Source organism: Microbacterium sp. UMB0228, assembly GCF_002871415.1.
In the GTDB taxonomy this organism is placed as follows: domain Bacteria; phylum Actinomycetota; class Actinomycetes; order Actinomycetales; family Microbacteriaceae; genus Microbacterium.
On the sequence record NZ_PNFU01000004.1, the window covers coordinates 52,673 to 76,610 of the forward strand.

Below are 23,938 nucleotides of genomic sequence, written 5' to 3' on the forward strand. Positions count from 1 at the left end.
TTGAATTCCCGAGGGGTTGAGGGGGATCAGCCGGCGAGGCTGAGCAGGCCGGGGGCGGCGAGGGCGGCGATGACACCACCGATGAGCGGACCGACGACGGGCACCCACGAGTAGGACCAGTCGCTGGAACCCTTGCCCCGGATCGGGAGGATCGCGTGGGCGATGCGGGGACCGAGGTCACGAGCCGGGTTGATGGCGTATCCGGTCGGGCCACCGAGGGACGCACCGATGGCGACCACCAGCAGGGCCACCGGGAGAGCCGTGAGCGGGCCGAGGCCGCCGGGCGTACCGACCTCGATGTCGCCGTAGTCCGCGAACGCGAAGATGACGAAGACGAGGACGAAGGTGCCGATGATCTCGGTGACGAGGTTCCAGCCGTAGGAGCGGATGGCGGGGCCGGTGGAGAAGACGCCGAGCTTGTTGGCGGCCTCCGGCTCCTCGTCGAAGTGCTGCTTGTAGGCGAGCCAGACGACGATCGCGCCGATGATCGCGCCGAGGAGCTCCGCGGCGGTCGCGGTGAGGAACATCGCGAAGGTGATCTTGCCGGCGACCAGCAGGCCGATGCCGACGGCCGGGTTCAGGATGGCACCGGAGTACGCCGAGACGAGCACACCCGCGAACACCGCGAGACCCCATCCCCAGTTGACCATCAGGAAGCCGCCGCCGAAGCCCTTGTTCTTCGCCAGGGCGACGTTCGCGACGACACCGCAGCCGAGCAGGACCAGCATCGCGGTGCCGACGAGCTCGGAGAGGAAGTAGAGACCGAGATTGACGTCAGTCATGTCTTCGTTGACCTTTCTTGCGGGTCGGGGCCCCTCTGCCCCGACCCCTTATGGGGTAGCACCGCGAGGAGGGCGCGGTGGTCGGAGCCCCGTCAGCCGCGGGCGCGGGACGGGATGTGGAGTCCGTGTCGCTCGTTCAGCAGCACACGCGTCTGCTCCACCTCGGCGTCGTGACGCTCGCGGTCCCATCCGAGGAGAGGAGCCAGGGCGTCGGCGATCTCGTCGAGCACCTCTGCCCGGGCACCGCCGGTGAAGGCGATGCTGGTGCGGCGGAGGATGACGTCCTCGAGACGGGTGACCATCTCCTCGTTCACCATCCACTCCAGCTCGCGCGTCGACAGGTCGCCGCCGGCGAGGGGCGCGTCGTCCCCCTGCTCGACGAAGGCCCACACAGCCGCTGCCCGGGTGCCGTAGCGCGCGAGGAGCTGCTCGGCGCGAGCGCCGGCGCCGGGGAGGTTCTCCTGGATCCAGATCCGCTTCGCCTTCTCGGTACGCGGGAACTCGCGTCCGCCGCCGATCGCGCGACCCGCCGTGGACACGGTGCGCGTGCGGCCGAGGAGGCCGAGCACCGTGTCGGAGAGGGACTCGCCCAGGGCGCGGAACGTGGTCCACTTGCCGCCGACCAGGCTCACCAGCGGGACGGCGCCCTGGCGGTCGACCTCGACGCGGTAGTCGCGCGAGACGAAGCCGGGAGCGGTGTCCTCGTGGCGGGGGAGCGGGCGGATGCCGGAAAAGTTGTAGACGATCTGCTCACGCGTCACCGCGATGGACGGGAACACGTGGTGGACGAGGTCGAAGAAGTAGTCGATCTCCTCCTCCGTGCACACCGGCACCTCGCGCGGGTCGGCATCGATGTCGGTGGTGCCGACGAGGACGCGGCCCTTGAGCGGGTAGATCAGCACGATGCGGCCGTCGGAGTGCTCGAAGAAGATCTCGCGACCCCGCGTCGCCGCCAGCAGCTCGGGGTTGTCGAGCACGATGTGCGAGCCCTTGGTGCCGCCCATGAAGTGCGTGTCGGTGCCGAGGGCGTCGTTCGTGAGGTCGGTCCAGGGGCCGGAGGCGTTCACGACGACATCGGCGGTCACGGCGAACTCGGTGCCGCTCTCGCGGTCCCGGAGCGTGATCTGCTCGCCGTCGCGGCCGATCGCCTCGACGTAGTTCAGTGCCACGGCACCGGGGTGCGCGGCGCGGCCGTCCTGCAGCACATCGAGCGCGAGGCGCTCGGGGTCGTGCATCGACGCGTCGTAGTACGTGGCCGTGTACTTGATCTTCGGATCCATCGACGGCAGCTCGGCGAGGGACTTCTTGCGGCCGAGGAAGCGGTGCCGGGGCACGGTGCCGCCGTCGCGGGAGAACGTGTCGTAGATCGTGAGGCCGACCTTGATGAGGAAGGCGCCGCGCTCCTTCGGCTTCCCGCTCTTGTGCGTGAGGAAGCGGAGCGGAGCGGAGAGGATCCCGGAGAACGTGGAGTAGATCGGGATCGTCGTCTGCAGCGGCTTGACGTAGTGCGGAGCGATCTTGAGCAGCCCGTTGCGCTCCTCCACCGACTCGCGCACGAGGCGGAACTCGCCGTTCTCGAGGTAGCGGATGCCGCCGTGGATCATGTGGCTCGACGCCGCGGAGGCACCGGAGGCGAAGTCGCCGCGCTCGACGAGGACGACGTCGACGCCCTGCAGGGCCAGGTCGCGGAACGTGGAGATGCCGTTGATGCCGCCGCCGATGACGAGGACACTGGTGCGCCCGGATTCGCGGAGCGCGCGGACGGCGTCCCGCTCCGGGGACGTGTGGGTGGAATCGATCATCGTCGACCCTCTCTTCCTTGCTTGCCACCAGCATCGACCTCCGTGACGTCGCGCGCAAGCTCGCTGCACATATGTGCAAGGATCGGGGGAGAGGAGGTCATCATGGCGGGATCCGGAGCGCCATCGCGCGACGGCAAGCTGGTCGCCGCGCTCACCGCTGCGCAGCTCTACTACATGCAGGACAAGACCATGGAGGTCATCGCGCAGGAGCTCGGCACCTCGCGATCGTCCGTGTCGCGGCTGCTCAGCTTCGCGCGGGAGAGCGGCCTCGTCGACATCCGCATCAATTCGCCGCTGGAGCGCCTCGGGATGCTCGAGCAGCGCATCCGGGACCGGCATCGGGTGGTGGCGCACGTGGTGCCGATGGCCGAGATCGTCAGCGAGGTCGAACGTCTGGAGCGCGTCGCTCTGACCGCGGGACGTCTCCTCTCGCAGTTCGTGGACTCGAACATGATCGTCGGCGTCGCGTGGGGATCGACGATCAGCGCGGTCAGCCGCGGTCTCACCCAGAAGGAGACGCACAACACGACGTTCGTGCAGCTCAACGGCGCCGGGAACACCCAGACGAGCGGTGTGGAGTACTCCAGCGACATCCTGCAGCGCTTCGGCAGCGCGTTCGGGGCGCAGGTGCAGCAGTTCCCGGTCCCCGCGTTCTTCGACGACCCCGCCACTCGCGAGGCGATGTGGCGCGAGCGCAGCACCCGGCGCGTCCTCGACCTGCAGGCGAAGATGGACATCGCCGTGTTCAGCCTCGGGTCCCCGGCCGCGGAGGTGCCCAGCCGGGTGTACGTCGGCGGCTACCTCGGTCGGGAGGACTACCGCAGTCTGCGGGAGGACCACGCGATCGGCGACGTGGCGACGGTCTTCTTCCGCGCCGACGGCTCCTGGCGCGACATCCGGCTCAATGCGCGCGCGACGGGGCCGGGCCTCGATCGGCTGCGGCGCGTGCCGAGGCGGGTCTGCGTCGTCTCCGGCGTGCCCAAGCTCGCGAGCCTGCGCGCGGCGATCGCCGCGGAGCTCATCACCGACGTGGTCCTGGACGAGGGACTCGCGCGCCGGCTCGTCGAGGACTGAGCGGCGTTCGCGTCACTCGCCTTCGATCGAGGACTGCGGTCCGGTCCGGAACTCCCGGATGAGGTGATGGACCACGGCGCGGAGGTCGCCGTCCGTGGCGTCGGCGACCGCGAGCTGACGGGCGTAGCTCGCTCCGCCGTCGAGGATCGTCGCGATGCTGCCGAACTCGCGCACGCACCCGAGCTCGACGGCGACCGGGGCCAGTTCCTCGATCTTCTCGGTCAGGTGCTCGCGCACGGGGCGCTGGGTGCCGATCGTGTCGACGATGACCCGGGCGTCCAGGCCGTATCGGGCCGCGCGCCACTTGTTCTCGCGGTGGAACCACGCGGGGAGGTCGGGCAGGGCGGCCCCTTCATCCAGGAGCCGGGAGAAGTGCTCGACGAGGACCTGCACGAGCGCGGCCACCGCGGCCATCTCGGAGAGCGTGGACAGGCCGTCGCACGCACGGACCTCGATCGTTCCCCAGCGCGGGGCGGGACGGATGTCCCAGCGCACTTCCGTGGCATCGGCCATGACACCGGTGCGGACCATGTCGTCCAGGTAGCGCTCGAACTCCGACCAGTCGCGCAGCGGCCAGGGAAGGCCCGCCGTGGGCAGCTGCTGGAAGACGAGGGCGCGATTGGAGGCGTACCCCGTGCGTTCCCCGGCCCAGAAGGGGCTGGACGCCGACAGCGCCTGCAGGTGGGGGAGGTAGGCCGACAGCGCGTTGATGATGGGGAAGACCTTGCGCTGCTCGTCCACGCCCACGTGCACGTGGATGCCCCAGATCATCATGTTGCGCCCCCACCACTGGGTGCGCTCGATGAGGCTGTGGTAGCGGGTCTTGTCGGTCACCGACTGGTCGTACCACTGGGCGAACGGGTGGCTTCCGGCGGAGAGCAGCTCGATCCCTGCCGGGTCGGTGGCCGACCGCACCGCCGCGATCGCGTTTGCGATGTCGTCGACGGCGTGGGCCACGGAGTCGCCGATCCCGCTGGTCACCTCGATGGTGTTGGTGAGGAGCTCGCCGGTGACGGTGTGGCGTTCGTCCTCGCTCTCCGCCTCCAGCGCGGCGAGGAGCTCCGGTGCGCGACCGACGAGATCACCGGTCTCGGGATCGGCGAGCATGATCTCCCACTCGAGACCGACGGTGGAGCGGGCCGAAGCGGCGAAGTCGAGCTGCACGGGGACAGTCTGACACGGGGCCGGGCCTGCTCCGCAACGCCGTGTCGCCGGGTTTCGCACCCGGCGCACGCATCTGGCAGAATAGAGGGTCGGACGACGTGCTCGACCCTCTATCCAGCGCTCGTCCTCCTCATTTGAGCTTCCGCCGGGTGTGCACCCCACGCTCCAGGCGACCGGTTCGTTTCCTTCCACACCATTCAGGAGAATCGTGGCTGTCAAGATTCGTCTCAAGCGCATGGGCAAGATCCGCGCGCCGTACTACCGCATCGTCGTCGCCGACTCGCGCACCAAGCGCGACGGTCGTGTGATCGAGGAGATCGGCAAGTACCACCCCACTGAGGAGCCCTCGTTCATCGAGGTCGACTCCGAGCGTGCGCAGTACTGGCTCTCCGTCGGCGCGCAGCCGACCGAGCAGGTCACCGCCATCCTCAAGATCACCGGCGACTGGGGCACCTTCAAGGGCGACAAGGACGCGAAGTCCACCCTCAAGGTCGCCGGCGAGAAGGCCGCGTTCGAGGCCGATGCCTCGAAGAAGTCGGTCATCAAGCCCAAGGCGGAGAAGAAGGAGGAGGCCCCCGCTGCGGAGGCCCCCGCCGCTGACGCCGACGCGGAGGCCGCTGAGGCTCCCGCCGCCGACGCCGAGTAATCCATCGTGCTCGCCGCCGCGCTCGAACACATCGTCAAGGGGATCGTCGATCACCCCGAAGATGTGCGCATCCACGAATCCTCGTCGCCCCGTGGCGACCTGCTCGAGGTGCGTGTGCACCCCGACGACCGTGGACGCGTGATCGGGCGCGGCGGCCGCACGGCCAAGGCCCTGCGCACTCTCGTGAGCGCCCTCGCCGACGGGCGCCGCGTCCGCGTCGACGTCGCGGACGACTGACGTGGTGTCGCAGGACCGCATCCAGGGCCGTAACCAGCTGCGCGTCGGGCGCCTGGTCAAGGCTCACGGGCTCAAGGGCGCCCTGAAGCTCGAGCTCTACACCGACAACCCGGAGCGGCGCTTCGTCCCCGGGGCCGCGTTCACGTTGCAGGTGCCCGAGGCATCTCCGTGGCACGGCAAGGAGATCGTCGTCCGCGAATACCGGGTGATGAACGGCAACCCCGTCGTCTTCTTCGAGGACGTGGACGACCGCAACGCGGCCGAGAGCCTCGTCCGCGCCATCCTCTGGATGGACCAGGACGAGGACGAGACCGAGGACAACGCCTGGTTCGACCACCAGCTCGTCGGTCTGGACGTGGTCCGCGACGAGACCGTCGTCGGCCGTGTGGTGCGCGTCGAGCACCTGCCGGCGCAGGACCTCCTGATCGTGAAGCCGTCGACCGGCGGCGCGGACGAGGTGATGGTCCCCTTCGTCGAGGCCATCGTCCCCACCGTCGACGTGGCGGCCGGCCGCGTCATCGTGACCCCGCCGGCCGGGCTCTTCGAGGAGCTTCCCGAGTCGGAGGACGGGACCGCCGCCTCCGACGGCGCCGAGTGACCGCTGATACGGTTCCCCCGTGCGCATCGACGTCGTCTCCATCTTCCCCTCGTACTTCGACGGACTGACGCTCTCCCTGCTCGGCAAGGCGCGAGGCTCGGGTCTGCTCGACCTCCAGGTGCACGATCTGCGCGACTGGACCCACGACCGCCACCGCACCGTCGACGACACCCCGTACGGCGGGGGAGCCGGCATGGTCATGAAGCCGGAGCCCTGGGGCCTCGCCCTCGATGAGCTCACGGCGGACGTCACCCCTGCGCCGACCATCATCTTCCCGTCGCCGGCCGGGGAGGTCTTCACCCAGGCGACCGCGCGGGACCTCGCGGGACGCGAGCACCTCGTGTTCGGTTGCGGGCGCTACGAGGGCATCGACGAACGCGTCTTCGAGTACGCCGCCGAGCGTGGCGAGGTGCGGCTGCTGAGCCTCGGAGACTACGTGCTCAACGGCGGCGAGGTGGCGACGATGGCGATGATCGAGGCCATCGGTCGGCTGATCCCGGGTGTCGTCGGCAATCCGGAGAGCCTGGTGGAGGAGTCGCACGAGGACGGCCTCCTCGAGTACCCGTCCTACACGAAGCCGTCGGTGTGGCGCGAGCGCGCCGTCCCCGACGTGCTCCTCAGCGGCAACCACGGCGCGATCGCGGCATGGCGCCGCGAGCAGCAGCTGGTCCGCACCCGCCTGCGACGCCCTGACCTGCTCCCGGACGCGCCGACCGACGGCTGACCCGTCCGCGGCCATCCGCCGCGACGACTGCTGTTAGCGTCGAGTCATGGTGGATGTGACACGCGCGCGATCGTTCGAGAGCATCGGCGAGGAGTACGACCGCTACCGGCCGGGGTTCCCGGAGCGCGCGGCCGACATCATCGTTCCGGACCGCGTGGCGACGGCGCTCGACCTCGGCGCCGGCACCGGGAAGTTCACGGGCCTGCTCGTCGCGCGGGCGACGCGGGTGATCGCGATCGAGCCGTCCGCGCCGATGCTCGCCGTGCTCGCGCGGACGCTCCCGACGGTCGACGCGCTGCTGGGGACCGCGGAGAGCATCCCCGTGCCGGACGGCTCCGTCGATGCCGTCAGCGTCGCGCAGGCGTTCCACTGGTTCGATCGGGACACGGCGGCGGCTCAGATCGCCCGCACGCTCGTCCCTCACGGCACGCTCGGGCTGCTGTGGAATCGCGCCGACCCCGCCTGTGCGTGGGATCTCGCGTGCCACCGGGTGGCGCATCCTGCGGTCGGCGCGGACGACGACACCTCCGCGTCGGCGACGGACCTTCCCGGTTTCGTCCTGGAGATCCACGAGGAGGTGCGCTGGACCGAGCGGATCACCCGCGAGGACTACCTCCGACGGTGGGGCACGGTGAGCAGCTTCCTCGTGGCGGACGAGGCACAGCGCACGGCGATGGTGGCGGCCCTGGAAGCGGTGCTGGACGGCACGGACGAGACGCGGGGGAAGGCGGAGTTCGATCTGCCGCACCTCACCGACGTGTTCCGTTATCGCCGCGCATGAGGATCTGGTCGCTGCATCCGGAGTACCTCGACCGTCAGGGGCTCGTCGCCTGCTGGCGGGAGACGCTCCTCGCTCAGGCGGTGCTCGCCGACGCCACGAAGGGATATCAGCGACACCCGCAGCTCGAGCGCTTCCGGGCGACGGCCGATCCCGTGGCCACGGTGGGCGCCTACCTGGTGGGCGTCGCCGATGAGGCGGACGAGCGCGGCTACCGTTTCGACCGCACGCGTATCCGGCGAGCGGAGTCGGCGGTGCCGTCGATCCCGGTCACCACGGGTCAGCTGGCACGCGAGTGGGAGCATCTGCAGGCGAAGCTCGCCGAGCGCAGCCCGGAGGTGCTCAGCCGACACGGGTCTGTGGAGCTCCCGAAGGCGCACCCGTTGTTCGTCGTCGTGCCGGGGCCGGTCGCGCCCTGGGAGCGCGCCGACCCCGCGACCGGAGTCAGTCGACGCCGAGGAACGAGTGATCCGTCAGGATGATCGGTCCGTCATCGGTGATGGCGATGGTGTGCTCGGAGTGCGCGCCGCGGGAGCCGTCCGCGCTCCGCAGCGTCCAGCCGTCGGGGTCGGTGATCAGCTCGTCCGTCGTCGCGAGGAACCAGGGCTCCAGGGCGAGCACGAGGCCCGCGCGGAGCGGGAAACCGCGGCCTGCGCGGCCGTCGTTCGCCACATGAGGGTCGCCGTGCATCGTGCGGCCGACGCCATGGCCCCCGAAGTCGGTGTTGATGGAGTAGCCCTCGCCGTGCGCGACGTCGGCGATCGCGGCGGAGATGTCGCCGATGCGCTTGCCGACCACCGAGGTCTCGATCGCGGCGGCCAGCGCGCGTTCCGTGGTGTCGATGAGACGGAGGTCCTCGTCCCGCGGCGTACCCACGACGAAGGAGACCGCGGAGTCGGCGACCCAGCCGTCGACCGAGACGGCGAAGTCCAGGGTGACGAGGTCGCCGTCCCGGAGCGCGTAGTCATGCGGGAGGCCGTGCAGCACGGCGTCGTTCACCGAGGTGCAGATGACCTTGCCGAAGGGGCTCGCCCCGAAGGACGGGTGGTAGTCGATGTAGCAGGACTCGGCGCCGGCCTTGCGGATCATGTCATGGGCCCGGCGGTCGATCGCCAGGAGGTTGGTGCCGACCTTCGTCTCGTCGCGCAGGGTCGCCAGCGTCTCGGCGACGAACCGGCCTGCCGCGCGCATCTCATCGATCTCGGCAGGGGTGCGCAGTTCGATCATCAGTGTCCTCTCGTCGTCTCCATTCTCCCTGATCGGACGGGGTGCCCGGCGCCTGCCGCTCTCAGCGAACACCCGTGACGCGCAGGCGCGGTCGCCGTAGCATCGGAGCATGTGGATCCGACAGGCCTTCTTCCGCTGGCTGCTGCCGTCGGCGTTCCTCCTGCCGCTGTGGCTGCTCATCGGCTGGGCCGTCTTCCAGGGCGGCTGGTCGATCCTCTGGGTGCTGCTCATCGCGATGCCCTCGGTGTTCCTGGGGCAGCTCCTGCTCACGCTGCTGACGCGCTCCCGCCCGTCGGTCCGCGCCGAGCGTGCCGTCTCGTGGTGGGACGTCGCCGGGTTCGGACTCTGGCACGCGCTCACGATCGCGGTCGGCTTCTTCATCGACGGGGCCTTCGGCTGGCTCCTCGCGGCCGCCATCGTCGTGGGCATCGCCCTGGTCTGGCTGCAGCTGTGGCAGCTCTGGAACGAGGCGCGGGGGAGTGGGACGCGCATCCGCGAGACCATCTCCTGGTCGACGATGACGCCGCCGCGCACCGAGAGCCCGCAGACGAGCGTGCACGAGGTGATCGTGGTGCGGGAGACCGACGACCGGCTCTGACCCGCCGTTTTGGCCGGGCCTGTCATCCGTGGCAGAATGGTTGCTTGTGCCGTGACCGGCTCTGCCCCAGGGGAGCCCGCGGACGCGTCAGCGCCGTTCGGCACACTCCCATTCTTGTTCCTTCCTAATCCGTGCATCCGACCTGAGGCGAGTGCAGAGAGAGACGATCATGCAGATCCTCGACGCCGTCGACGCGGCTTCGCTCCGTTCCGACATCCCCGAGTTCTTCCCCGGTGACACCGTCAAGGTGCACGTCAACATCACCGAGGGCAACCGCTCCCGTATCCAGGTCTTCCAGGGCGTCGTCATCGGCCGCCAGGGTGACAGCGTCCGCGAGACCTTCACCGTCCGGAAGATCAGCTTCCAGGTGGGTGTCGAGCGTACCTTCCCCGTGCACTCCCCGGTGATCGACCACATCGAGGTCGTCACCCGCGGTGACGTGCGTCGCGCCAAGCTCTACTACCTGCGCGAGCTCCGCGGCAAGAAGGCGAAGATCAAGGAGAAGCGCGTCAACAACTGACGCGAAGCTTCTTCACAGCACCCCGGGACACGATGTCCCGGGGTGCTTTCGTTCTGTCCCCGGTGTGCGAACCTTGTTACTGCCGTGCGCTCACGGTGCACTCTTCGAGAAGGAACCAGATGACTGACTCTCCGTCCGCACGCCCGACACGACGGCGGCGCGGGTTCCTGGTCTTCCTCCGAGACGTGCTGGTCATCGTCGTCATCGCCGCGCTGGTGTCCTTCGTCATCAAGACGTTCGTCGTGCGCTCGTTCTACATCCCCTCGGCCTCCATGGAGCGGACGCTGCTGATCGACGACCGCATCCTCGTCGACGAGCTCACGCCGCGGTGGACCGGCTACGAGCGCGGCGACATCGTCGTCTTCAAGGATCCGGGCGGGTGGCTCGACCCGATGCCGCAGGCGCCGGCACAGCCGCCGCTGGTCAAGGCCGTCGACTGGGTTCTCACCTTCGTGGGCATCTCGGCGACCGACACCCAGGACCACCTCGTCAAGCGCGTGATCGGGGTCGAGGGCGACCACGTGGTGTGCTGCAACGCGCTGGGGCAGATCACGATCAACGGCGCCCCGATCGACGAGCTGAGCTACCTGAACCTCCCCGAGGGGGACACCGCGGCCTCCAACGAGCCGTTCGACGTCGTCGTGCCGGAGGACTCCGTATGGCTCCTCGGCGACAACCGGGACCGCTCCCGCGACGCCCGCGCACACCAGGAGCTTCCCAGCGGCGGTTTCGTCCCCGTCTCCAACATCGTGGGCAAGGCGTTCCTGACCACCTGGCCGCTCGACCGATTCGGACCGATCGACGGCCACCACGACATCTTCACCGGAGTGCCGGACCCCGAATGACCGTCATCACGCCTCGACTGACCCTGGAGCGGAAGCTCCTGGGGGAGTGCGACCTCATCATCGCTCTCGATGAGGTCGGTCGCGGCGCACTGGCGGGACCGGTGGCCGTCGGAGCAGCCGTGATGGACGCCACAGGCGCCCGCCGCCGGGTTCCGGAGGGCCTGCGCGACTCGAAGCTGGTCCCCGAGCGCCGGCGTCCCGACGTCGCCGCCCGGGCGGCCTCCTGGGTGCAGGCCTCGGCCGTCGGCTGGGCGACCGCGGCGGAGGTCGACGAGGTCGGGATCATGCGGGCGCTGGGGCTCGCCGCCTCGCGGGCCGTGGAGGCGGTCGTCGCACAGGGCGCGACGGTGGAGAACGCCCTGGTGCTCCTCGACGGCAATCACGACTACGTCTCGCGAGTGCATCCCGTGCCCCTGCGTGTGCGGCCTGTCATCAAGGCGGATCGCGACTGCGCCTCGGTGTCCGCGGCGTCGGTGATTGCGAAGGTCGCGAGAGACGGTCACATGGCGGAGCTGCACGAGGGCCACCGTGACTACCAGTGGGATCGCAACAAGGGGTACGCGAGCCCGGAGCACCGGGAGGCCATCCGCTCGTTCGGGCTCTCCCCGTTCCACCGGTCCTCGTGGGCGATCGCCGACGCGCCGACGCTGTTCTGAGCGGCCGCGCCCGGGATGCCGCGACCGGCGCCGGACGACCATAGGATGGACTCATCATGGATGAGGAAGCCTTCGACGACTACGACCGCGAGCTCGAGCTCGCGCTGTTCCGCGAGTACCGCGACGTCGTCTCTCAGTTCCAGTACGTCGTGGAGACCGAGCGTCGCTTCTACCTGGCCAACGAGGTCAACGTCGTGCGGCGGGACACCGAGCACGACTTCTACTTCGAGATCTCCATGAGCGACGTGTGGGTGTGGGACATCTACCGGGCGGACCGCTTCGTCAAGGCCGTCCGGGTGCTCACTTTCAAGGACGTGAACGTCGAGGAGCTCCAGCGCCGCGAGTTCGAACTGCCGCAGGAGCTCTCCCTCGACGGAGAGTGATGCGGCGCGCCGTTCCTGCACAGCGGCGACATTCTTCGCCGTTTCCACAGCCTCTGGACTGTTCGCGCGGGACCACGGCGGTGACGGGGTGCTGACATCCATCCTTTCGGGATGGCAGCGAAAGACGACCTCGGGCGAGCCGGGGAGCAGCAGGCAGCGGACTATCTGACGAAGCGCGGGTATCGGATCGTCGACCGCAATTGGCGTTGTCCCCAGGGCGAACTGGATCTCGTGGCGATCGTCGGGGCACACCTGTCCGTCATCGAGGTGAAGACGCGGCGGTCGACGGCGTTCGGGCACCCGTTCGACGCCATCGACGACCGGAAGCGTCGGCGGCTGTGGCGGCTCGCTCATGCGTGGCGGGCGGAGCATCCCGATCTGGCGCGCGGACGGGTCCTCCGGGTGGAAGCGATAGGTATCACCGGTGCATCCCCCGAGACAGCCACCGTCGAGCACCTCGAGGACATCGCATGAGCACCGCACGCACGTGGTCTGTGGCGCTCACGGGAGCGGACGGGCACGTGGTCGAGGTCGAGGCCGACCTCTCCCCGCAGACGCCGGAGTTCCGCATCATCGGGCTCCCGGACAAATCCCTCGGGGAGGCGGTCCAGCGCGTGCACAACGCCTGCGTGAACTCCGGCCTCCCGCTTCCGCGGCGGCGCCTGACGGTGAACCTCTCACCGGCGAGTCTGCCCAAGCACGGGGCCGCCTTCGACCTCGCGATCGCGGTGGCCTGCCTGGCCGCGAGCGATGTGATCGCTCGGCGCGCCGTCCGGCAGACCGTGCACCTGGGGGAGCTCGGGCTCGACGGGCGCCTGCGTCCCGTGCCGGGCGTGCTTCCCGCCGTCTTCGCCGCCGCCCGCGCGGGGTTCGAGCGTGTGATCGTGCCCCACGGCAACGCGACCGAGGCGGGTCTCGTCGCCGGCGTGGAGGTGCGTGCCGCCGCCTCGCTCGCGGAGGTCGCCGCCTGGCATGGCGCGGAGGTGGACGTGCCGGACGTCGAGCCGGTCCCGGGGCCGCAACCGCCGGAGGATGACCCCGATGAGCGCGATCTGAGCGATGTCCTGGGACAGGAGGAAGCCGTCGAGGCGCTCATCGTCGCGGCCGCCGGTGGCCACAACATGCTCCTGAGCGGTCCGCCGGGAGCGGGGAAGACGATGCTCGCAGGGCGTCTGCCCGGGATCATGCCGCCGCTGACCGAGCAGGAGGCCATCGAGGTGGCCTCGGTGCGCTCCCTCTGCGGTGAGGCCGTGACCGGGCTCGACCATCAGCCCCCGCTGGTTGCGCCGCACCACAGCGCCTCAGTGGCGGCGATGGTGGGAGGTGGATCGCGGACGGCGCGACCCGGAGCGGTGGCCCGTGCACACCGGGGCGTCCTCTTCCTCGACGAGGCGGCGGAGTTCCCGCGGGTGGTCCTGGACGCGCTCCGTCAGCCACTCGAGACCGGCTTCGTGGACGTGCATCGCTCGGGCTTCGTGGTGCGGTTCCCGGCGCGTTTCCAGCTGCTGCTGGCGATGAACCCATGTCCCTGCGGCAACCGGGGCGTGCGGGACGGCGACTGCATCTGTCCTCCGCAGGCGCTGCGACGCTATGCCACCCGGCTCTCCGGTCCGTTGCGTGACCGGCTCGACATCGATCTTCCGGTCACGCGCGTCGCGGCGTCGCGCTCGCTGGCGGGGGAGCGGGCGGGTGTCACGACCGTCGAGGCGCGGAACCGCGTCGGCGCCGCGCGCGCACGGGCCGAGCGGCGTTGGCGAGGCACGCCGTGGCGTCGCAATGCGGAGATCCCGGGCACGGTGCTTCGGCATGGCGGGTTCCGCCTCCCCGCGGAGGTTCGCGCGGGTCTCGATCGGGCGCTGGAACGCGGCGCGTTGACGCTCCGCGGCTACGACCGCGTCCTCCGGGTCGCCTGGACCATGGCCGATCTCTCCGCGCGGGACAGCCCCGGTTCGGACGAGGTCGGTCGCGCCCTGCTTCTGCGGACGGGGGCGGCGCGATGATCGACGGACTCTTCTCCCGCAAGGATGCGCTCGACGCGGCGCAGGGCGTGCGCGGAGCCGGGGAGGTGACGGAGACGCTGGCGCGGGTGGCCTGGTCGGTCGTCGCCGACCCCGGGGACGCCGTCGCCGCGACCCTTGTGCGCGAGTTCGGCCCGGCCGACGGGCTGCGCTTCGCGTTGGAAGGGTCCGGGGGATCCTGGCCGGTGGTCCGCGCCGTCGGCGCTCGTCGGGCTCTCGACGAGGCGCGCGCACGGTGGCGGCAGCGCGCCGACCCGGTGGCTGTGGTCGCGGCCCTCCGCGGCGCGCAGAAAGCGGGTGCGCAGCTGCTGCTCCCCGGAGACCCCGGCTGGCCGACGTCCGTCGACGATCTCGATGCGGAGGCGCCGATGGTGCTGTGGGTGCGCGGACGTGCCGAACTCCTGACGAGCGCCGCGCGTGTCGCCATCGTCGGTGCCAGAGCGGCCACCGCCTACGGCGAGCGGGTCGCCGCCGACATGGCCGGAGATCTGGCCGTGGGGGACACGGCTGTCGTGTCCGGCGGAGCCTACGGCATCGACGGCGCAGCACACCGCGCCGCGTTGACCGTCGGCGGGGGCACGATCGCGGTCCTCGCCGGGGGAGTCGACCGCCCGTACCCCGCCGGGCACCGTAACCTCCTGGCCCGGATCGCGGTCGACGGGGTCGTCGTCAGCGAGGTGCCGTGCGGCACGGCGCCGACGCGGTGGCGCTTCCTCGCGCGTAATCGACTGATCGCGGCGCTGGGGCAGGCCACGGTGGTCGTCGAGGCGGGCTGGCGTAGCGGCTCCCTCAACACGGCAGGTCACGCGGCGACGCTGGGCAGGCCGCTCGGCGCGGTACCCGGTCCGGTGACGTCTGCGTCCTCGGCCGGCTGCCACCGGCTGCTGCGCGAATACGACGCGGTGTGCGTCACCTCCGCGGCGGAGGTCGCCGAGATGCTCCCTGTCGGTGCCCGGTCGCCCCGGGGACGCGAAGCGACGGACGAGGGGCGGGTGGGGCTCCTCCGTGCGCTGAGCACGCGGACCGCTCGGACGGAGGCGGAGCTCGCACAGCGCGCGGGTCTCACCGTCGAGCGGACGAGGGCCCTGCTCGGTCTGCTCGACCTCGACGGGCTCGCTCGCCGCGACGGGGACGGCTGGCGCGGGAGGGGTACGGCGCCCTAGGGGGACGCGCCGACCGGGTACGCGCCGACGGGGGGCGGCACGCACGTCGTAGGCAGGCTCCCGGCGGGGCGCGTCGCTCTGAAGGCGGGGGAGCGGCAGGCTGGGGATATGGACTTCGCGGTCGCTGTCGAGGCGTTCGCCGACCACCTCGAGAAGGTACGTCGGCTCTCTCCGGCGACCGTGAAGGCGTACCGCTCCGATCTGCGAGACCTCGGGGCGAGCGTGGGGGGCGGCCCGGTCGACCGGATCGACCTGGAGATGCTGCGCGAATGGCTCTGGCAGGCGACCCAGCGTGGCGACGCCCGGGCGACGCTGGCCCGACGCGCAGCCACGGCGCGAGCGTTCTTCGGGTGGGCGCGCGAGCAGGACATCGTCCCCGTCGACCCCAGCCTGCGGCTCGTGGCACCGAAGCGCGCGAAGACGCTGCCGACGGTGGCATCGAAGGACGCGATGACGGAGCTGTTGGAACGACATCGGCAGGCGGCGGCCTCGGGTGATCCCACCGCCCTTCGCGACCATGCGGTGCTGGAGCTCCTCTACGGCGCCGCGGTCCGCGTCTCCGAACTCTGCGGCCTCGACATCGACGACCTGGATCTCGATCGGGGGACGGCCCGCGTGCGAGGCAAGGGCGACAAGGAGCGCGTCGTCCCGTTCGGCGCGCCGGCGCGGGATGCGCTCACCGCCTACCTGCGCCGCGCTCGACCGGCTCTGCTCGCGCGGTCCGGCGCCGCGTCGCCCGCCGTCTTCCTCGGCAGTCGCGGGGGACGTGTCGGTCCGCGGACGGTCTACGAGGTCGTCGCCCGCGCCCTCGCACCCGTCGTCGGCGCGGAGACCGTCGGGCCGCACGCCCTCCGCCACACGGCGGCGACCCATCTGCTGGACGGTGGTGCGGATCTCCGCGCGGTGCAGGAGATTCTGGGGCACGCGAGCCTGGGCACCACCCAGATCTACACGCATGTCTCGGCGGAGCGGCTGACGGCGACGTATCGCCTGGCACACCCTCGGGCCTGAGCGCGGAACCCGCGCGTCGGGTCATCCGTCGCAGCAGGGCAGGAGGCGCGCCCGCAGGAGTCCGCCGAACAGCACCATCGGGTTGAGGTACTCGCCGTCGCGTCGCACCCCGATGTGCAGCGCGTCCGGGGGAGTGTGACCGCCCGTGGCGACACGGCCGATGTCCTGGCCCCGGCGGACCGGGTCTCCCGCGCGCAGGGGCGACTCCACGGGCTCGAATGTGCTCACGAGACCGTCGGCGTGTCGGATCGTGAGCAGCGGGCGGTCGACGACGACGCCCTGGAACGCGACCACCCCCTCCGCCGGGGCGACGACGGTGCCGCCCGCGCTCGCGACGATATCCATACCGCGGTGCCCGGGACCGTAGGCGTGCACGGGCGCGCGGTAGGCGACGCTCACGCGGCGAGTCCCCTCGACGGGCCACCGCCAGGGAACGTCGGAGACGAACTCCTCGGGCACGGGTGCGAGGCCGTGCGGTGCCGACGCCGCTCGCGCGGCGGGAGGAGACGGGAACGGAGCACCGCCGCACAGGAGCACGACAGCGGCGAGCACGGTGGTGATCAGCACCCGGAGGAGCGAGGGGTGCGGGCGAGAGCGAGGGCGAGGAGGGGACGGAGGAGTCATCACGCGAGTGTGCGTGTTTGATGCGGGCTGGCGGAGCGGGCTCCCTCCGCCGGGGCCGGCGGCAGGGGAGAAGACCCGGAATCGCGCTGCTGGGGAGAACGAGCTGGCGTCGCATGATCCTGTATGCTGGACGAGCACCTCGATCTCGGGGTGACTACGCGTGCCCAGAGCGACTCCGTCGTGGCATCCACTCCCGCAGGTCCCGTTTCCGAACGGGTGGGCGTGAGCCGGGCACCAGGATGTCCGACCGTCCGGTCGGCATGACAACCTCAACGGCGCGTCCCGCGCCAGAATCAGGAGACGACCATGGCTGTGGTCACCATCCGCCAGCTGCTCGACAGCGGCGTGCACTTCGGACACCAGACTCGTCGGTGGAACCCGAAGGTGAAGCGCTTCATCCTCACCGAGCGCAGCGGCATCCACATCATCGACCTCCAGCAGTCGCTCGGCTACATCGACAAGGCCTACGACTTCGTCAAGGAGACCGTGGCGCACGGCGGCACGATCCTCTTCGTCGGCACCAAGAAGCAGGCGCAGGAGATCCTCGCGGAGCAGGCCACGCGCGTCGGCCAGCCCTACGTGAACCAGCGCTGGCTCGGCGGCCTCCTCACCAACTTCTCCACCATCGCGAAGCGTCTCGCCCGCATGAAGGAGCTCGAGGAGCTCGACTACGAGAACCCCTCCGCCTCCGGCTTCACGAAGAAGGAGCTGCTGCTCAAGAAGCGCGAGCTGGACAAGCTGCACAAGTCGCTGGGCGGTATCCGCAACCTCACCAAGACGCCGTCCGCCCTCTGGGTCGTCGACGCCAAGCGTGAGCACCTCGCCATCGACGAGGCCAAGAAGCTCGGCATCCCGGTGATCGGCATCCTCGACACCAACGCCGACCCGGACGACTTCCAGTACCCGATCCCCGGCAACGACGACGCCATTCGTTCGGTGTCGCTGCTGACGCGCATCATCGCCGACGCCGCCGCCGAGGGCCTGCAGCAGAAGCACAACCCGGAGTCGGGCGACGCGGAGCCGCTGGCCGAGTGGGAGAAGGAGCTTCTCGAGGCTCCCGTGCAGGAGTCCGCTGACGCCGCCGAGGTCGTGACCGCGGACGACCAGGCCGCCGTCGTCGAGACCCCGGCCGCCGACGCCACCGCCGCCGACGAGGCTGGTGCCCAGGCACACGACGAGGCGATCGCCGCCGCTTCCGGTGAGGAGACCGCCGAGGTCGCCGCCGCCGAGGCCGCTGACGCCAAGTAATCCCTCGTACACCCACACAACGAAGCAAGGAGCCACCACACATGGCCAACTTCACCATCGCCGACCTCAAGGCGCTGCGTGAGCAGCTCGGCACGGGAATGGTCGACACCAAGAAGGCGCTCGAGGAGGCTGACGGCGACGTCGAGAAGGCCACCGAGATCCTGCGCCTGAAGGGTGCGAAGGGCAACGCCAAGCGCGCCGACCGTTCGACCAGCGAGGGCCTCGTCGTCGCCCGCGAGCAGGACGGCGCCGTGACGCTCGTCGAGCTCGCCTGCGAGACCGACTTCGTCGCCAAGAACGAGCGCTTCATCGCGCTGGCCGACAAGGTCGCCGACGCCGTCGCCGCCGTGAAGGCCGACTCGGTCGAGGCCGCCCTGGCCGCTCCGGCGGGCGACAAGACCGTCGAGCAGCTCATCTCGGAAGAGGCCGCCATCATCGGCGAGAAGGTCGAGCTCCGTCGCGTGCGCACCGTCACCGGTGACAGCGTCGAGGTCTACCTGCACCGCACGAGCAAGGACCTGCCGCCGCAGATCGGCGTCGTCGTCGCCTACACGGGTGACGACGCCGCGACCGCGCGCAGCATCGCCCAGCACATCTCGTTCGCCAACCCGTCGTACCTGTCCCGCGAGGACGTTCCGGCGGACGCGGTCGAGAAGGAGCGCGAGATCGTCACCGAGATCTCCCGCAACGAGGGCAAGCCCGAGGCCGCCCTGCCGAAGATCGTCGAGGGCCGTGTCGCCGCGTTCATCAAGCAGGTCGCCCTGCTCGAGCAGGACTACGCGAAGGACAACAAGCTCTCCGTCGCCCAGGTGGCGAAGGACGCCGGTATCACCGTGACGGACTTCGCGCGCTTCAAGGTCGGCGCGTAGCACTGTCGAAGGGGTTCGGATCGTTCGATCCGAACCCCTTCTTCATGCCCACCAGGCACTATCTTGATTCGGGACGAGAGGACTTCCCCATGACTGAACGCACTGGACGCCGCCGCGTCCTCCTGAAGCTCTCCGGAGAGGCGTTCGGCGCCGGTCAGCTCGGCGTGAACCCTGACGTGGTCAGCCAGATGGCCCGGGAGATCGCCGCCGCGGTCGACCGCGTCGAGGTGGCCGTCGTCGTCGGCGGGGGCAACTTCTTCCGCGGCGCGGAGCTCAGCCAGCGGGGCATGGACCGCGGACGAGCGGACTACATGGGCATGCTCGGCACCGTGATGAACGCCCTCGCGCTGCAGGACTTCCTGGAGCAGGCGGGCGCCGCGACCCGCGTGCAGTCGGCGATCGCGATGACCCAGGTCGCCGAGCCCTACATCCCGCGTCGCGCGGAGCGCCACATGGAGAAGGGTCGCGTCGTGATCTTCGGCGCCGGCGCAGGGTTGCCGTACTTCTCCACCGACACCGTGGCCGCGCAGCGCGCCCTCGAGATCGGCGCGAAGGAGGTGCTCGTCGCCAAGAACGGCGTGGACGCCATCTACACCGCCGACCCGAACAAGCACGCCGATGCGGAGCGCATCGAGCGCGTGACCTACCGCGACGCGCTGCAGCAGGGCCTCAAGGTCGTCGACTCCACGGCGTTCAGCCTGTGCATGGACAACAACATGGACATGCGCGTCTTCGGGATGGAGCCGGCGGGCAACGTGACCCGCGCCCTCCTGGGCGAGCCCATCGGCACGCTCGTCACGGCCTGAGCGCCTGCACGGGACGGGAGCCCGCTCCCGATAGAATTTCCAGAACACCCCGACGATAGGAGCCACCGTGATCGCGGACGTCCTCGCTGAAACCACCACCCGCATGTCCCGGGCCGTCGAGGCTGCCAAGGAGGACTTCTCCACGGTGCGCACCGGTCGTGCGAACCCGCAGCTCTTCCAGAAGGTGATGGTCGACTACTACGGCACGCCGACGCCGCTCGCGCAGCTCGCCTCCCTCGCCAACCAGGAAGCGCGCACTCTCATCATCACGCCGTACGACAAGTCGGCGCTCAAGGCGATCGAGCAGGCGATCCGCGACATGCCGAACCTCGGAGCGAACCCCACGAACGACGGCAACCTCGTGCGCGTCACGATGCCCGAGCTCACGGCCGATCGTCGCAAGGAGTACGTGAAGCTCGTGAAGTCGAAGGCCGAGGACGCCAAGGTCCACGTCCGCGGCATCCGTCGGAAGGCCAAGGACGAGCTGGACGGGCTGAAGAGCGAGCTGGGTGAGGACGAGATCGCCCGCGGGGAGAAGGAGTTGGACGCGCTGACCCGTCAGCACGTCGACCTCATCGACGACGCGCTCAAGCGCAAAGAGGCCGAACTCCTCGAGGTGTAGCTCGTATGTCCGATGAATCGCGAGGCGCCGAGGAGGGTACACCGGCGACCCGTCGGGTGACGCGGTCCGAGGCGGGTCCCGAGGCCGGCGTTCCGCTCGGGGACGCGGCCTTCCCCGCGTTCGATGCCGACCGAGTCCCACCCCGTCCGCCGCTTCCCGCTACTCCGCCCACGGTGTCCGCCGGAGCGCATCGGTTGGACACCGCGGATCACAGTGCGATCCGGGACCAGTGGCGCCAGGCGCGGGACGACTTCGGCACCCACGTGTCGCACGCCCGCGATCAGCTCGATCAGGCGAACGAGCGCATCAAGCAGCGCACCGGTCGAGACCTCGTGCTTGCGATCCTCATCGGGCTCGCGTTCGGTGCGGCGCTCCTGGGGTCTTTGTTGTTCGTCAAGGCACTGTTCGTGCCGTTCGCACTCGCAGCGGCGCTTCTGGGTGTCTACGAGCTGTCTCGAGCACTGCGGGCCGCCGGCCGCCGCGTCGATGTGATCCCCCAGCTCGTCGCGGCCGCCTTCCTGGTCCTGTCGGCGTACTTCGCCGAGCCGTGGTTGAGCTGGGTCATGCTCTTCGTCTCGGTGGCGTTCGTCATCGTCTGGCGCCTGCTCGCGCAGATGGTCGCAAAAGACGGCCGCACGTACGGTGACGTGCTCACCGACGCCGTGATCGGCGGGTTCGTGCAGGTGTACGTCCCGTTCCTCGCCGGCGTCGCACTCATCCTGCTCGAGCAGGAGGGCGGGCAGTGGTGGGTGCTCAGCTTCATCGCGATCGCCGTGGCGGCCGACACCGGCGCCTACGCCGCGGGACTCGCGTTCGGGCGGCACCCGATGGCTCCGCGGATCAGCCCCAAGAAGACCTGGGAGGGCTTCGGGGGCGCCGTGGTCGCCGCGTTGGTGGTCGGCGTGCTCCTGGCCCTGTTCCTGCTCGATCTGCCGTGGTGGGGCGGAGTCATCTTCGGGGCGGCGATCCTGCTGTCCGCGACGCTCGGCGATCTCGGCGAGTCCATGCTGAAGCGGGACCTGGGGATCAAAGACATGAGCTCCTGGCTCCCGGGCCACGGCGGGCTCCTGGACCGGCTGGACAGCATCCTGCTGTCGACGGTACCGGCCCTGTGCCTGTACTTCCTCCTCTCTCCCTGGCTGGTGCTGTGATGAACGACGGTGGTGCTGTGATGAACGACGACCGGACGGAACCCGCCTCGCGGAGAGCGGCGAGGCCTGCGTTCTCGGTGACGAGCGGGCGCACGAAGGGCTACCACCGGGCGGCGGTCGACAACTTCCTCGCCTCCGCCCGACAGGCGTTCGAGAGCGGCGTCGACGGTCTCACGTCCGAGGATGTGCGCACCGCCTCGTTCCCGCTCGTCAAAGAGGGCTACGCGGTCGCGGAGGTCGACGCCGCCCTCGGCCGAGTCGAGGACGCCTTCGCCGCACGGGAGCGCGAGCGTGCCGTCCGGGCGCAGGGTGCGGGAGCGTGGGTGGACCGGGCGAGGGCCGATGCGCAGGTGATCCTCGACCACTTGGCGCGGCCGCGCCGCCAGAGGTTCGCGCGGACCGGACTGCTCACCTTCGGATATCGGGTCGACGAGGTCGATCACGTGAGCTCCCGGATCGTCCGGTATCTGCGCGATGGCGAGGCGCTGACCGCCGAGCAGCTGAGGTCCGCAGCGTTCCGCATGCAGCGCGGCGGCTATCGGGAGGAGCAGGTTGATGCGCTGCTCGATGCCACGATCGACGTGATCCTGGCGGTGCGCTGAGCCTGCCTGATGGCCTGTTCAGGCAGGTATGCGTAGACTGTCCTCCATCGTGAACTCCCGAAACGACATGATTCCCGAACGAAGCGACGCCGCGCTGGCACCCGCAGCGACGGTCACCTCTCGCTCCCGTGGCACTCGACGCTGGTCGCGTCGCCGGGGCGTCGCCGCTGTCTTCAGTTCTCTCGCGGTCGTCGGATTCGCTGCCGCGATGGTCGCGCCGACCGGCGTCGCGCTCGCGCAGCCGGTCGCCACGGAAGCTCCGGATTCCGTCTACGCGGCGGCTCTCGCGGACACGCAGAACCTCACCGTCACTGTGGAAGGCGCCGCGATCACCCCGGTCGAGCGTGGCTCTTTCGAGGTGTATGTGAAGCCGAAGCCGAAGCCGCAGCCCGCGCCAACCACCGCGACATCGTCCGGCTCGAAGAGCTCGTCGTCGGGAAGCAAGTCGTCGGGTGGGGGTCTGCCGCCGTACAGCGGCGGTGGCGCGCCGGCGGAGTGGATGGCTGCTGCCGGCATCGCGCAGGGTGACTGGCAGTACGTCGACTACATCGTCTCGCGGGAGAGCGGGTGGAACCCGAACGCCACCAACTCCTCGTCCGGCGCCTGTGGCCTCGTCCAGGCGCTGCCCTGCAGCAAGGTGCCGGGCAACGGCTACAACCCGGTGGACAATCTCCGCTGGGCGACGGGTTACGCCACCGGTCGGTACGGCAGCTGGGCCGGCGCGTACAACTTCTGGGTCACCAACCACTGGTGGTGAGCCGGCACCATGCCCCGCTCACGTCGTCGTCCTTCCGCGCGCCCTGAGGGCGAGGACTCGTTCGATCGCCTGCTCGCCGGGTGGAAGCGCACGGAGGTGCGTCGCGGCGTCGAGTGGACCGTGCAGCCGGTCTCCGCCGTCCAGGCGCAGAAGGCCTACGTCTGCCCGGGCTGCGGCCGGTCCGTGGAACCCGGAACAGCGCATCTCGTCGCCTGGCGGGCGGATGGCATCCTCGGCGAGGCGGCGGCGCTGGCCGACCGCAGACACTGGCACACCCCCTGTTGGAGGATCGCATGACCATGGAGATCCGCGGACCGCTCGAGCTCCCCGCGACGCGTGAGGACATCGAGCTGCACACCGCAGACGGGCTCACGCTGGTGGGCGAGCTGGCGGTGCCCGAGACGGCCGCCCCGGTGGCCACGCTGGTGACGCTGCATCCGCTGCCGACGGCGGGCGGCTTCATGGACTCGCACATCATCCGCAAGGCGTCCGCACGCCTGCCTGCCCTGGCCGGTCTCGCCGTCCTGCGGTTCAACACGCGCGGCACGACGTCGCCGCGCGGCACGAGCGAGGGCGCATTCGACGGTGGAGCTGCGGAGCAGTTCGACGTCGCCGCCGCCATGGACTTCGTGCGCGACCGTGGACTGCCTCGCCCCTGGCTCGTCGGCTGGTCGTTCGGAACGGAACTCGCGCTGAAGTACGGCGCCGACCACGACATCGAGGGCATCATCCTGCTCTCGCCGCCGCTGCACCGCGCGACGGCCGAGGAGGTCGCCACCTGGGGGACGACCGACCACCGCGTCGTCATCCTCGTGCCCGAGCTGGACGACTACCTGCGCCCCGCCGAAGCCCGGGAACGGTTCGCGAGCATTCCGCATGCGCAGCTGATCGCGGTCGACGGCGGGAAGCATCTGTGGGTGGGGGAGACCCAGACGCGGCGCGTGCTCACCGAGATCGTCGCCGCCGTCAACCCGTCGGCCCTGCCGCTGCCGACGCACTGGCCCGCTGAGGAGTGACGCGGAGCGACCGTACG

Annotated in this window: 30 protein-coding genes; 25 read left to right on the forward strand and 5 right to left on the reverse strand. The window is 70.2% G+C overall.

The genetic code is table 11. The annotated features are described in order from the left end of the window. Positions 1-26: 26 nt before the first annotated feature. Both CJ226_RS10770 and CJ226_RS10775 read right to left on the reverse strand, forming a co-directional pair. Positions 27-782: an MIP/aquaporin family protein gene (locus CJ226_RS10770; RefSeq protein WP_062634721.1), complete on the reverse strand. Its 756-nt coding sequence runs from the start codon at positions 780-782 to the stop codon at positions 27-29. A gap of 92 nt (positions 783-874) precedes the next feature. Next, entirely contained in the window at positions 875-2,584 is a 1,710-nt protein-coding gene (locus CJ226_RS10775) for a glycerol-3-phosphate dehydrogenase/oxidase (RefSeq protein WP_102209172.1), read from the reverse strand. 102 nt (positions 2,585-2,686) lie between these two features. Between CJ226_RS10775 and CJ226_RS10780 the strand changes: the two genes are divergently transcribed. Beyond that, positions 2,687-3,658, forward strand: coding sequence for a sugar-binding transcriptional regulator (locus tag CJ226_RS10780; RefSeq protein ID WP_025103338.1), 972 nt, complete (start codon positions 2,687-2,689; stop codon positions 3,656-3,658). A gap of 12 nt (positions 3,659-3,670) precedes the next feature. Here the strand turns inward: CJ226_RS10780 and CJ226_RS10785 are convergent, their stop codons facing one another. Beyond that, positions 3,671-4,822, reverse strand: a complete 1,152-nt coding sequence (locus CJ226_RS10785; protein ID WP_102209173.1) for a glutamate--cysteine ligase — start codon at positions 4,820-4,822, stop codon at positions 3,671-3,673. Positions 4,823-5,030: 208 nt separating this feature from the next. Here CJ226_RS10785 and rpsP point away from each other — a divergent pair, with 208 nt between their 5' ends. From rpsP to CJ226_RS10815, 6 genes are read left to right on the forward strand one after another with little or no spacing between them, the layout of a single operon-like run. Then, complete coding sequence (gene rpsP / locus CJ226_RS10790) at positions 5,031-5,468, forward strand: 30S ribosomal protein S16 (protein ID WP_025103340.1); 438 nt, start codon at positions 5,031-5,033, stop codon at positions 5,466-5,468. 6 nt (positions 5,469-5,474) lie between these two features. Further along, entirely contained in the window at positions 5,475-5,705 is a 231-nt protein-coding gene (locus tag CJ226_RS10795; protein ID WP_025103341.1) for an RNA-binding protein, read from the forward strand. Position 5,706: 1 nt separating this feature from the next. After that, positions 5,707-6,303, forward strand: coding sequence for a ribosome maturation factor RimM (gene rimM / locus CJ226_RS10800; RefSeq protein ID WP_082802873.1), 597 nt, complete (start codon positions 5,707-5,709; stop codon positions 6,301-6,303). A gap of 19 nt (positions 6,304-6,322) precedes the next feature. Beyond that, positions 6,323-7,027: a tRNA (guanosine(37)-N1)-methyltransferase TrmD gene (trmD, locus tag CJ226_RS10805; RefSeq protein ID WP_062634713.1), complete on the forward strand. Its 705-nt coding sequence runs from the start codon at positions 6,323-6,325 to the stop codon at positions 7,025-7,027. A 46-nt stretch (positions 7,028-7,073) separates the two neighbouring features. Further along, complete coding sequence (locus CJ226_RS10810) at positions 7,074-7,808, forward strand: class I SAM-dependent methyltransferase (protein ID WP_102209174.1); 735 nt, start codon at positions 7,074-7,076, stop codon at positions 7,806-7,808. Beyond that, positions 7,805-8,287 (forward strand): pyrimidine dimer DNA glycosylase/endonuclease V, encoded by a 483-nt coding sequence (locus tag CJ226_RS10815; RefSeq protein WP_062634709.1) that lies wholly within the window; start codon positions 7,805-7,807, stop codon positions 8,285-8,287. The genes CJ226_RS10810 and CJ226_RS10815 overlap by 4 nt, the downstream gene beginning before the upstream one ends. Here CJ226_RS10815 and map read toward each other — a convergent pair. Further along, complete coding sequence (gene map / locus CJ226_RS10820; RefSeq protein WP_102209175.1) at positions 8,250-9,032, reverse strand: type I methionyl aminopeptidase; 783 nt, start codon at positions 9,030-9,032, stop codon at positions 8,250-8,252. The genes CJ226_RS10815 and map overlap by 38 nt on opposite strands. Positions 9,033-9,141: 109 nt before the next feature. Here map and CJ226_RS10825 point away from each other — a divergent pair, with 109 nt between their 5' ends. The 9 genes from CJ226_RS10825 (at position 9,142) to CJ226_RS10865 (ending at position 16,226) form a co-directional block, all read left to right on the forward strand. Next, on the forward strand, positions 9,142-9,630 hold the full coding sequence (locus CJ226_RS10825) for a hypothetical protein (protein WP_025103347.1): 489 nt from the start codon (positions 9,142-9,144) through the stop codon (positions 9,628-9,630). Positions 9,631-9,799: 169 nt separating this feature from the next. Then, positions 9,800-10,150, forward strand: coding sequence for a 50S ribosomal protein L19 (gene rplS / locus CJ226_RS10830; RefSeq protein ID WP_025103348.1), 351 nt, complete (start codon positions 9,800-9,802; stop codon positions 10,148-10,150). 119 nt (positions 10,151-10,269) lie between these two features. After that, positions 10,270-10,995: a signal peptidase I gene (lepB, locus tag CJ226_RS10835; protein ID WP_025103349.1), complete on the forward strand. Its 726-nt coding sequence runs from the start codon at positions 10,270-10,272 to the stop codon at positions 10,993-10,995. After that, positions 10,992-11,651: a ribonuclease HII gene (locus CJ226_RS10840; RefSeq protein WP_102209176.1), complete on the forward strand. Its 660-nt coding sequence runs from the start codon at positions 10,992-10,994 to the stop codon at positions 11,649-11,651. Before lepB ends, CJ226_RS10840 begins: the two co-directional genes overlap by 4 nt. A gap of 56 nt (positions 11,652-11,707) precedes the next feature. Then, complete coding sequence (locus CJ226_RS10845; protein ID WP_017204525.1) at positions 11,708-12,034, forward strand: DUF2469 family protein; 327 nt, start codon at positions 11,708-11,710, stop codon at positions 12,032-12,034. Between the two features lie 111 nt (positions 12,035-12,145). Next, entirely contained in the window at positions 12,146-12,508 is a 363-nt protein-coding gene (locus CJ226_RS10850; protein ID WP_102209177.1) for a YraN family protein, read from the forward strand. Continuing rightward, complete coding sequence (locus tag CJ226_RS10855) at positions 12,505-14,034, forward strand: YifB family Mg chelatase-like AAA ATPase (RefSeq protein WP_062634700.1); 1,530 nt, start codon at positions 12,505-12,507, stop codon at positions 14,032-14,034. Before CJ226_RS10850 ends, CJ226_RS10855 begins: the two co-directional genes overlap by 4 nt. After that, the gene (dprA, locus tag CJ226_RS10860) at positions 14,031-15,215 is read left to right on the forward strand and encodes a DNA-processing protein DprA (protein ID WP_062634698.1); all 1,185 of its coding nucleotides are present in this window, start codon (positions 14,031-14,033) and stop codon (positions 15,213-15,215) included. The genes CJ226_RS10855 and dprA overlap by 4 nt, the downstream gene beginning before the upstream one ends. Positions 15,216-15,323: 108 nt before the next feature. Next, positions 15,324-16,226 carry a tyrosine-type recombinase/integrase gene (locus CJ226_RS10865; RefSeq protein WP_062634696.1) on the forward strand — a complete coding sequence of 301 codons (903 nt, stop codon included), beginning with the start codon at positions 15,324-15,326 and terminating at the stop codon, positions 16,224-16,226. A gap of 21 nt (positions 16,227-16,247) precedes the next feature. Here the strand turns inward: CJ226_RS10865 and CJ226_RS10870 are convergent, their stop codons facing one another. Next, the gene (locus CJ226_RS10870; protein ID WP_102209178.1) at positions 16,248-16,850 is read right to left on the reverse strand and encodes a murein hydrolase activator EnvC; all 603 of its coding nucleotides are present in this window, start codon (positions 16,848-16,850) and stop codon (positions 16,248-16,250) included. 306 nt (positions 16,851-17,156) lie between these two features. Between CJ226_RS10870 and rpsB the strand changes: the two genes are divergently transcribed. The 9 genes from rpsB to CJ226_RS10915 all read left to right on the forward strand — a co-directional run bounded on the left by rpsB (position 17,157) and on the right by CJ226_RS10915 (position 23,921). Beyond that, on the forward strand, positions 17,157-18,098 hold the full coding sequence (gene rpsB / locus CJ226_RS10875; protein ID WP_062634694.1) for a 30S ribosomal protein S2: 942 nt from the start codon (positions 17,157-17,159) through the stop codon (positions 18,096-18,098). A 41-nt stretch (positions 18,099-18,139) separates the two neighbouring features. Beyond that, the gene (gene tsf, locus CJ226_RS10880; RefSeq protein ID WP_025103357.1) at positions 18,140-18,967 is read left to right on the forward strand and encodes a translation elongation factor Ts; all 828 of its coding nucleotides are present in this window, start codon (positions 18,140-18,142) and stop codon (positions 18,965-18,967) included. A gap of 89 nt (positions 18,968-19,056) precedes the next feature. Beyond that, complete coding sequence (gene pyrH / locus CJ226_RS10885; protein WP_062634692.1) at positions 19,057-19,773, forward strand: UMP kinase; 717 nt, start codon at positions 19,057-19,059, stop codon at positions 19,771-19,773. A gap of 67 nt (positions 19,774-19,840) precedes the next feature. After that, positions 19,841-20,395, forward strand: coding sequence for a ribosome recycling factor (gene frr, locus CJ226_RS10890; protein WP_062634691.1), 555 nt, complete (start codon positions 19,841-19,843; stop codon positions 20,393-20,395). A gap of 194 nt (positions 20,396-20,589) precedes the next feature. Then, positions 20,590-21,546 carry a phosphatidate cytidylyltransferase gene (locus tag CJ226_RS10895; RefSeq protein ID WP_308409687.1) on the forward strand — a complete coding sequence of 319 codons (957 nt, stop codon included), beginning with the start codon at positions 20,590-20,592 and terminating at the stop codon, positions 21,544-21,546. Between the two features lie 20 nt (positions 21,547-21,566). Next, on the forward strand, positions 21,567-22,148 hold the full coding sequence (locus CJ226_RS10900) for a DivIVA domain-containing protein (RefSeq protein WP_062635209.1): 582 nt from the start codon (positions 21,567-21,569) through the stop codon (positions 22,146-22,148). Between the two features lie 208 nt (positions 22,149-22,356). Next, positions 22,357-22,905 carry a transglycosylase SLT domain-containing protein gene (locus CJ226_RS10905; RefSeq protein ID WP_062634687.1) on the forward strand — a complete coding sequence of 183 codons (549 nt, stop codon included), beginning with the start codon at positions 22,357-22,359 and terminating at the stop codon, positions 22,903-22,905. Positions 22,906-22,914: 9 nt separating this feature from the next. Continuing rightward, the gene (locus CJ226_RS10910; RefSeq protein WP_102209179.1) at positions 22,915-23,202 is read left to right on the forward strand and encodes a hypothetical protein; all 288 of its coding nucleotides are present in this window, start codon (positions 22,915-22,917) and stop codon (positions 23,200-23,202) included. A 2-nt stretch (positions 23,203-23,204) separates the two neighbouring features. Continuing rightward, the gene (locus CJ226_RS10915) at positions 23,205-23,921 is read left to right on the forward strand and encodes an alpha/beta hydrolase (protein WP_102209180.1); all 717 of its coding nucleotides are present in this window, start codon (positions 23,205-23,207) and stop codon (positions 23,919-23,921) included. Positions 23,922-23,938 lie beyond the last annotated feature (17 nt).

Bases quoted from the DNA above. Each gene is read 5' to 3' on its own strand.
- CJ226_RS10770 (WP_062634721.1), bottom strand. From the start codon at position 782: ATGACTGACGTCAATCTCGGTCTCTACTTCCTCTCCGAGCTCGTCGGC.
- CJ226_RS10775 (WP_102209172.1), bottom strand. From the start codon at position 2,584: ATGATCGATTCCACCCACACGTCCCCGGAGCGGGACGCCGTCCGCGCG.
- CJ226_RS10780 (WP_025103338.1), top strand. From the start codon at position 2,687: ATGGCGGGATCCGGAGCGCCATCGCGCGACGGCAAGCTGGTCGCCGCG.
- CJ226_RS10810 (WP_102209174.1), top strand. From the start codon at position 7,074: ATGGTGGATGTGACACGCGCGCGATCGTTCGAGAGCATCGGCGAGGAG.
- CJ226_RS10815 (WP_062634709.1), top strand. From the start codon at position 7,805: ATGAGGATCTGGTCGCTGCATCCGGAGTACCTCGACCGTCAGGGGCTC.
- map (WP_102209175.1), bottom strand. From the start codon at position 9,032: ATGATCGAACTGCGCACCCCTGCCGAGATCGATGAGATGCGCGCGGCA.
- CJ226_RS10825 (WP_025103347.1), top strand. From the start codon at position 9,142: ATGTGGATCCGACAGGCCTTCTTCCGCTGGCTGCTGCCGTCGGCGTTC.
- rplS (WP_025103348.1), top strand. From the start codon at position 9,800: ATGCAGATCCTCGACGCCGTCGACGCGGCTTCGCTCCGTTCCGACATC.
- lepB (WP_025103349.1), top strand. From the start codon at position 10,270: ATGACTGACTCTCCGTCCGCACGCCCGACACGACGGCGGCGCGGGTTC.
- CJ226_RS10840 (WP_102209176.1), top strand. From the start codon at position 10,992: ATGACCGTCATCACGCCTCGACTGACCCTGGAGCGGAAGCTCCTGGGG.
- CJ226_RS10845 (WP_017204525.1), top strand. From the start codon at position 11,708: ATGGATGAGGAAGCCTTCGACGACTACGACCGCGAGCTCGAGCTCGCG.
- CJ226_RS10850 (WP_102209177.1), top strand. From the start codon at position 12,146: ATGGCAGCGAAAGACGACCTCGGGCGAGCCGGGGAGCAGCAGGCAGCG.
- CJ226_RS10855 (WP_062634700.1), top strand. From the start codon at position 12,505: ATGAGCACCGCACGCACGTGGTCTGTGGCGCTCACGGGAGCGGACGGG.
- dprA (WP_062634698.1), top strand. From the start codon at position 14,031: ATGATCGACGGACTCTTCTCCCGCAAGGATGCGCTCGACGCGGCGCAG.
- CJ226_RS10865 (WP_062634696.1), top strand. From the start codon at position 15,324: ATGGACTTCGCGGTCGCTGTCGAGGCGTTCGCCGACCACCTCGAGAAG.
- CJ226_RS10870 (WP_102209178.1), bottom strand. From the start codon at position 16,850: ATGACTCCTCCGTCCCCTCCTCGCCCTCGCTCTCGCCCGCACCCCTCG.
- rpsB (WP_062634694.1), top strand. From the start codon at position 17,157: ATGGCTGTGGTCACCATCCGCCAGCTGCTCGACAGCGGCGTGCACTTC.
- tsf (WP_025103357.1), top strand. From the start codon at position 18,140: ATGGCCAACTTCACCATCGCCGACCTCAAGGCGCTGCGTGAGCAGCTC.
- pyrH (WP_062634692.1), top strand. From the start codon at position 19,057: ATGACTGAACGCACTGGACGCCGCCGCGTCCTCCTGAAGCTCTCCGGA.
- CJ226_RS10900 (WP_062635209.1), top strand. From the start codon at position 21,567: ATGAACGACGACCGGACGGAACCCGCCTCGCGGAGAGCGGCGAGGCCT.
- CJ226_RS10905 (WP_062634687.1), top strand. From the start codon at position 22,357: ATGGTCGCGCCGACCGGCGTCGCGCTCGCGCAGCCGGTCGCCACGGAA.
- CJ226_RS10910 (WP_102209179.1), top strand. From the start codon at position 22,915: ATGCCCCGCTCACGTCGTCGTCCTTCCGCGCGCCCTGAGGGCGAGGAC.
- CJ226_RS10915 (WP_102209180.1), top strand. From the start codon at position 23,205: ATGGAGATCCGCGGACCGCTCGAGCTCCCCGCGACGCGTGAGGACATC.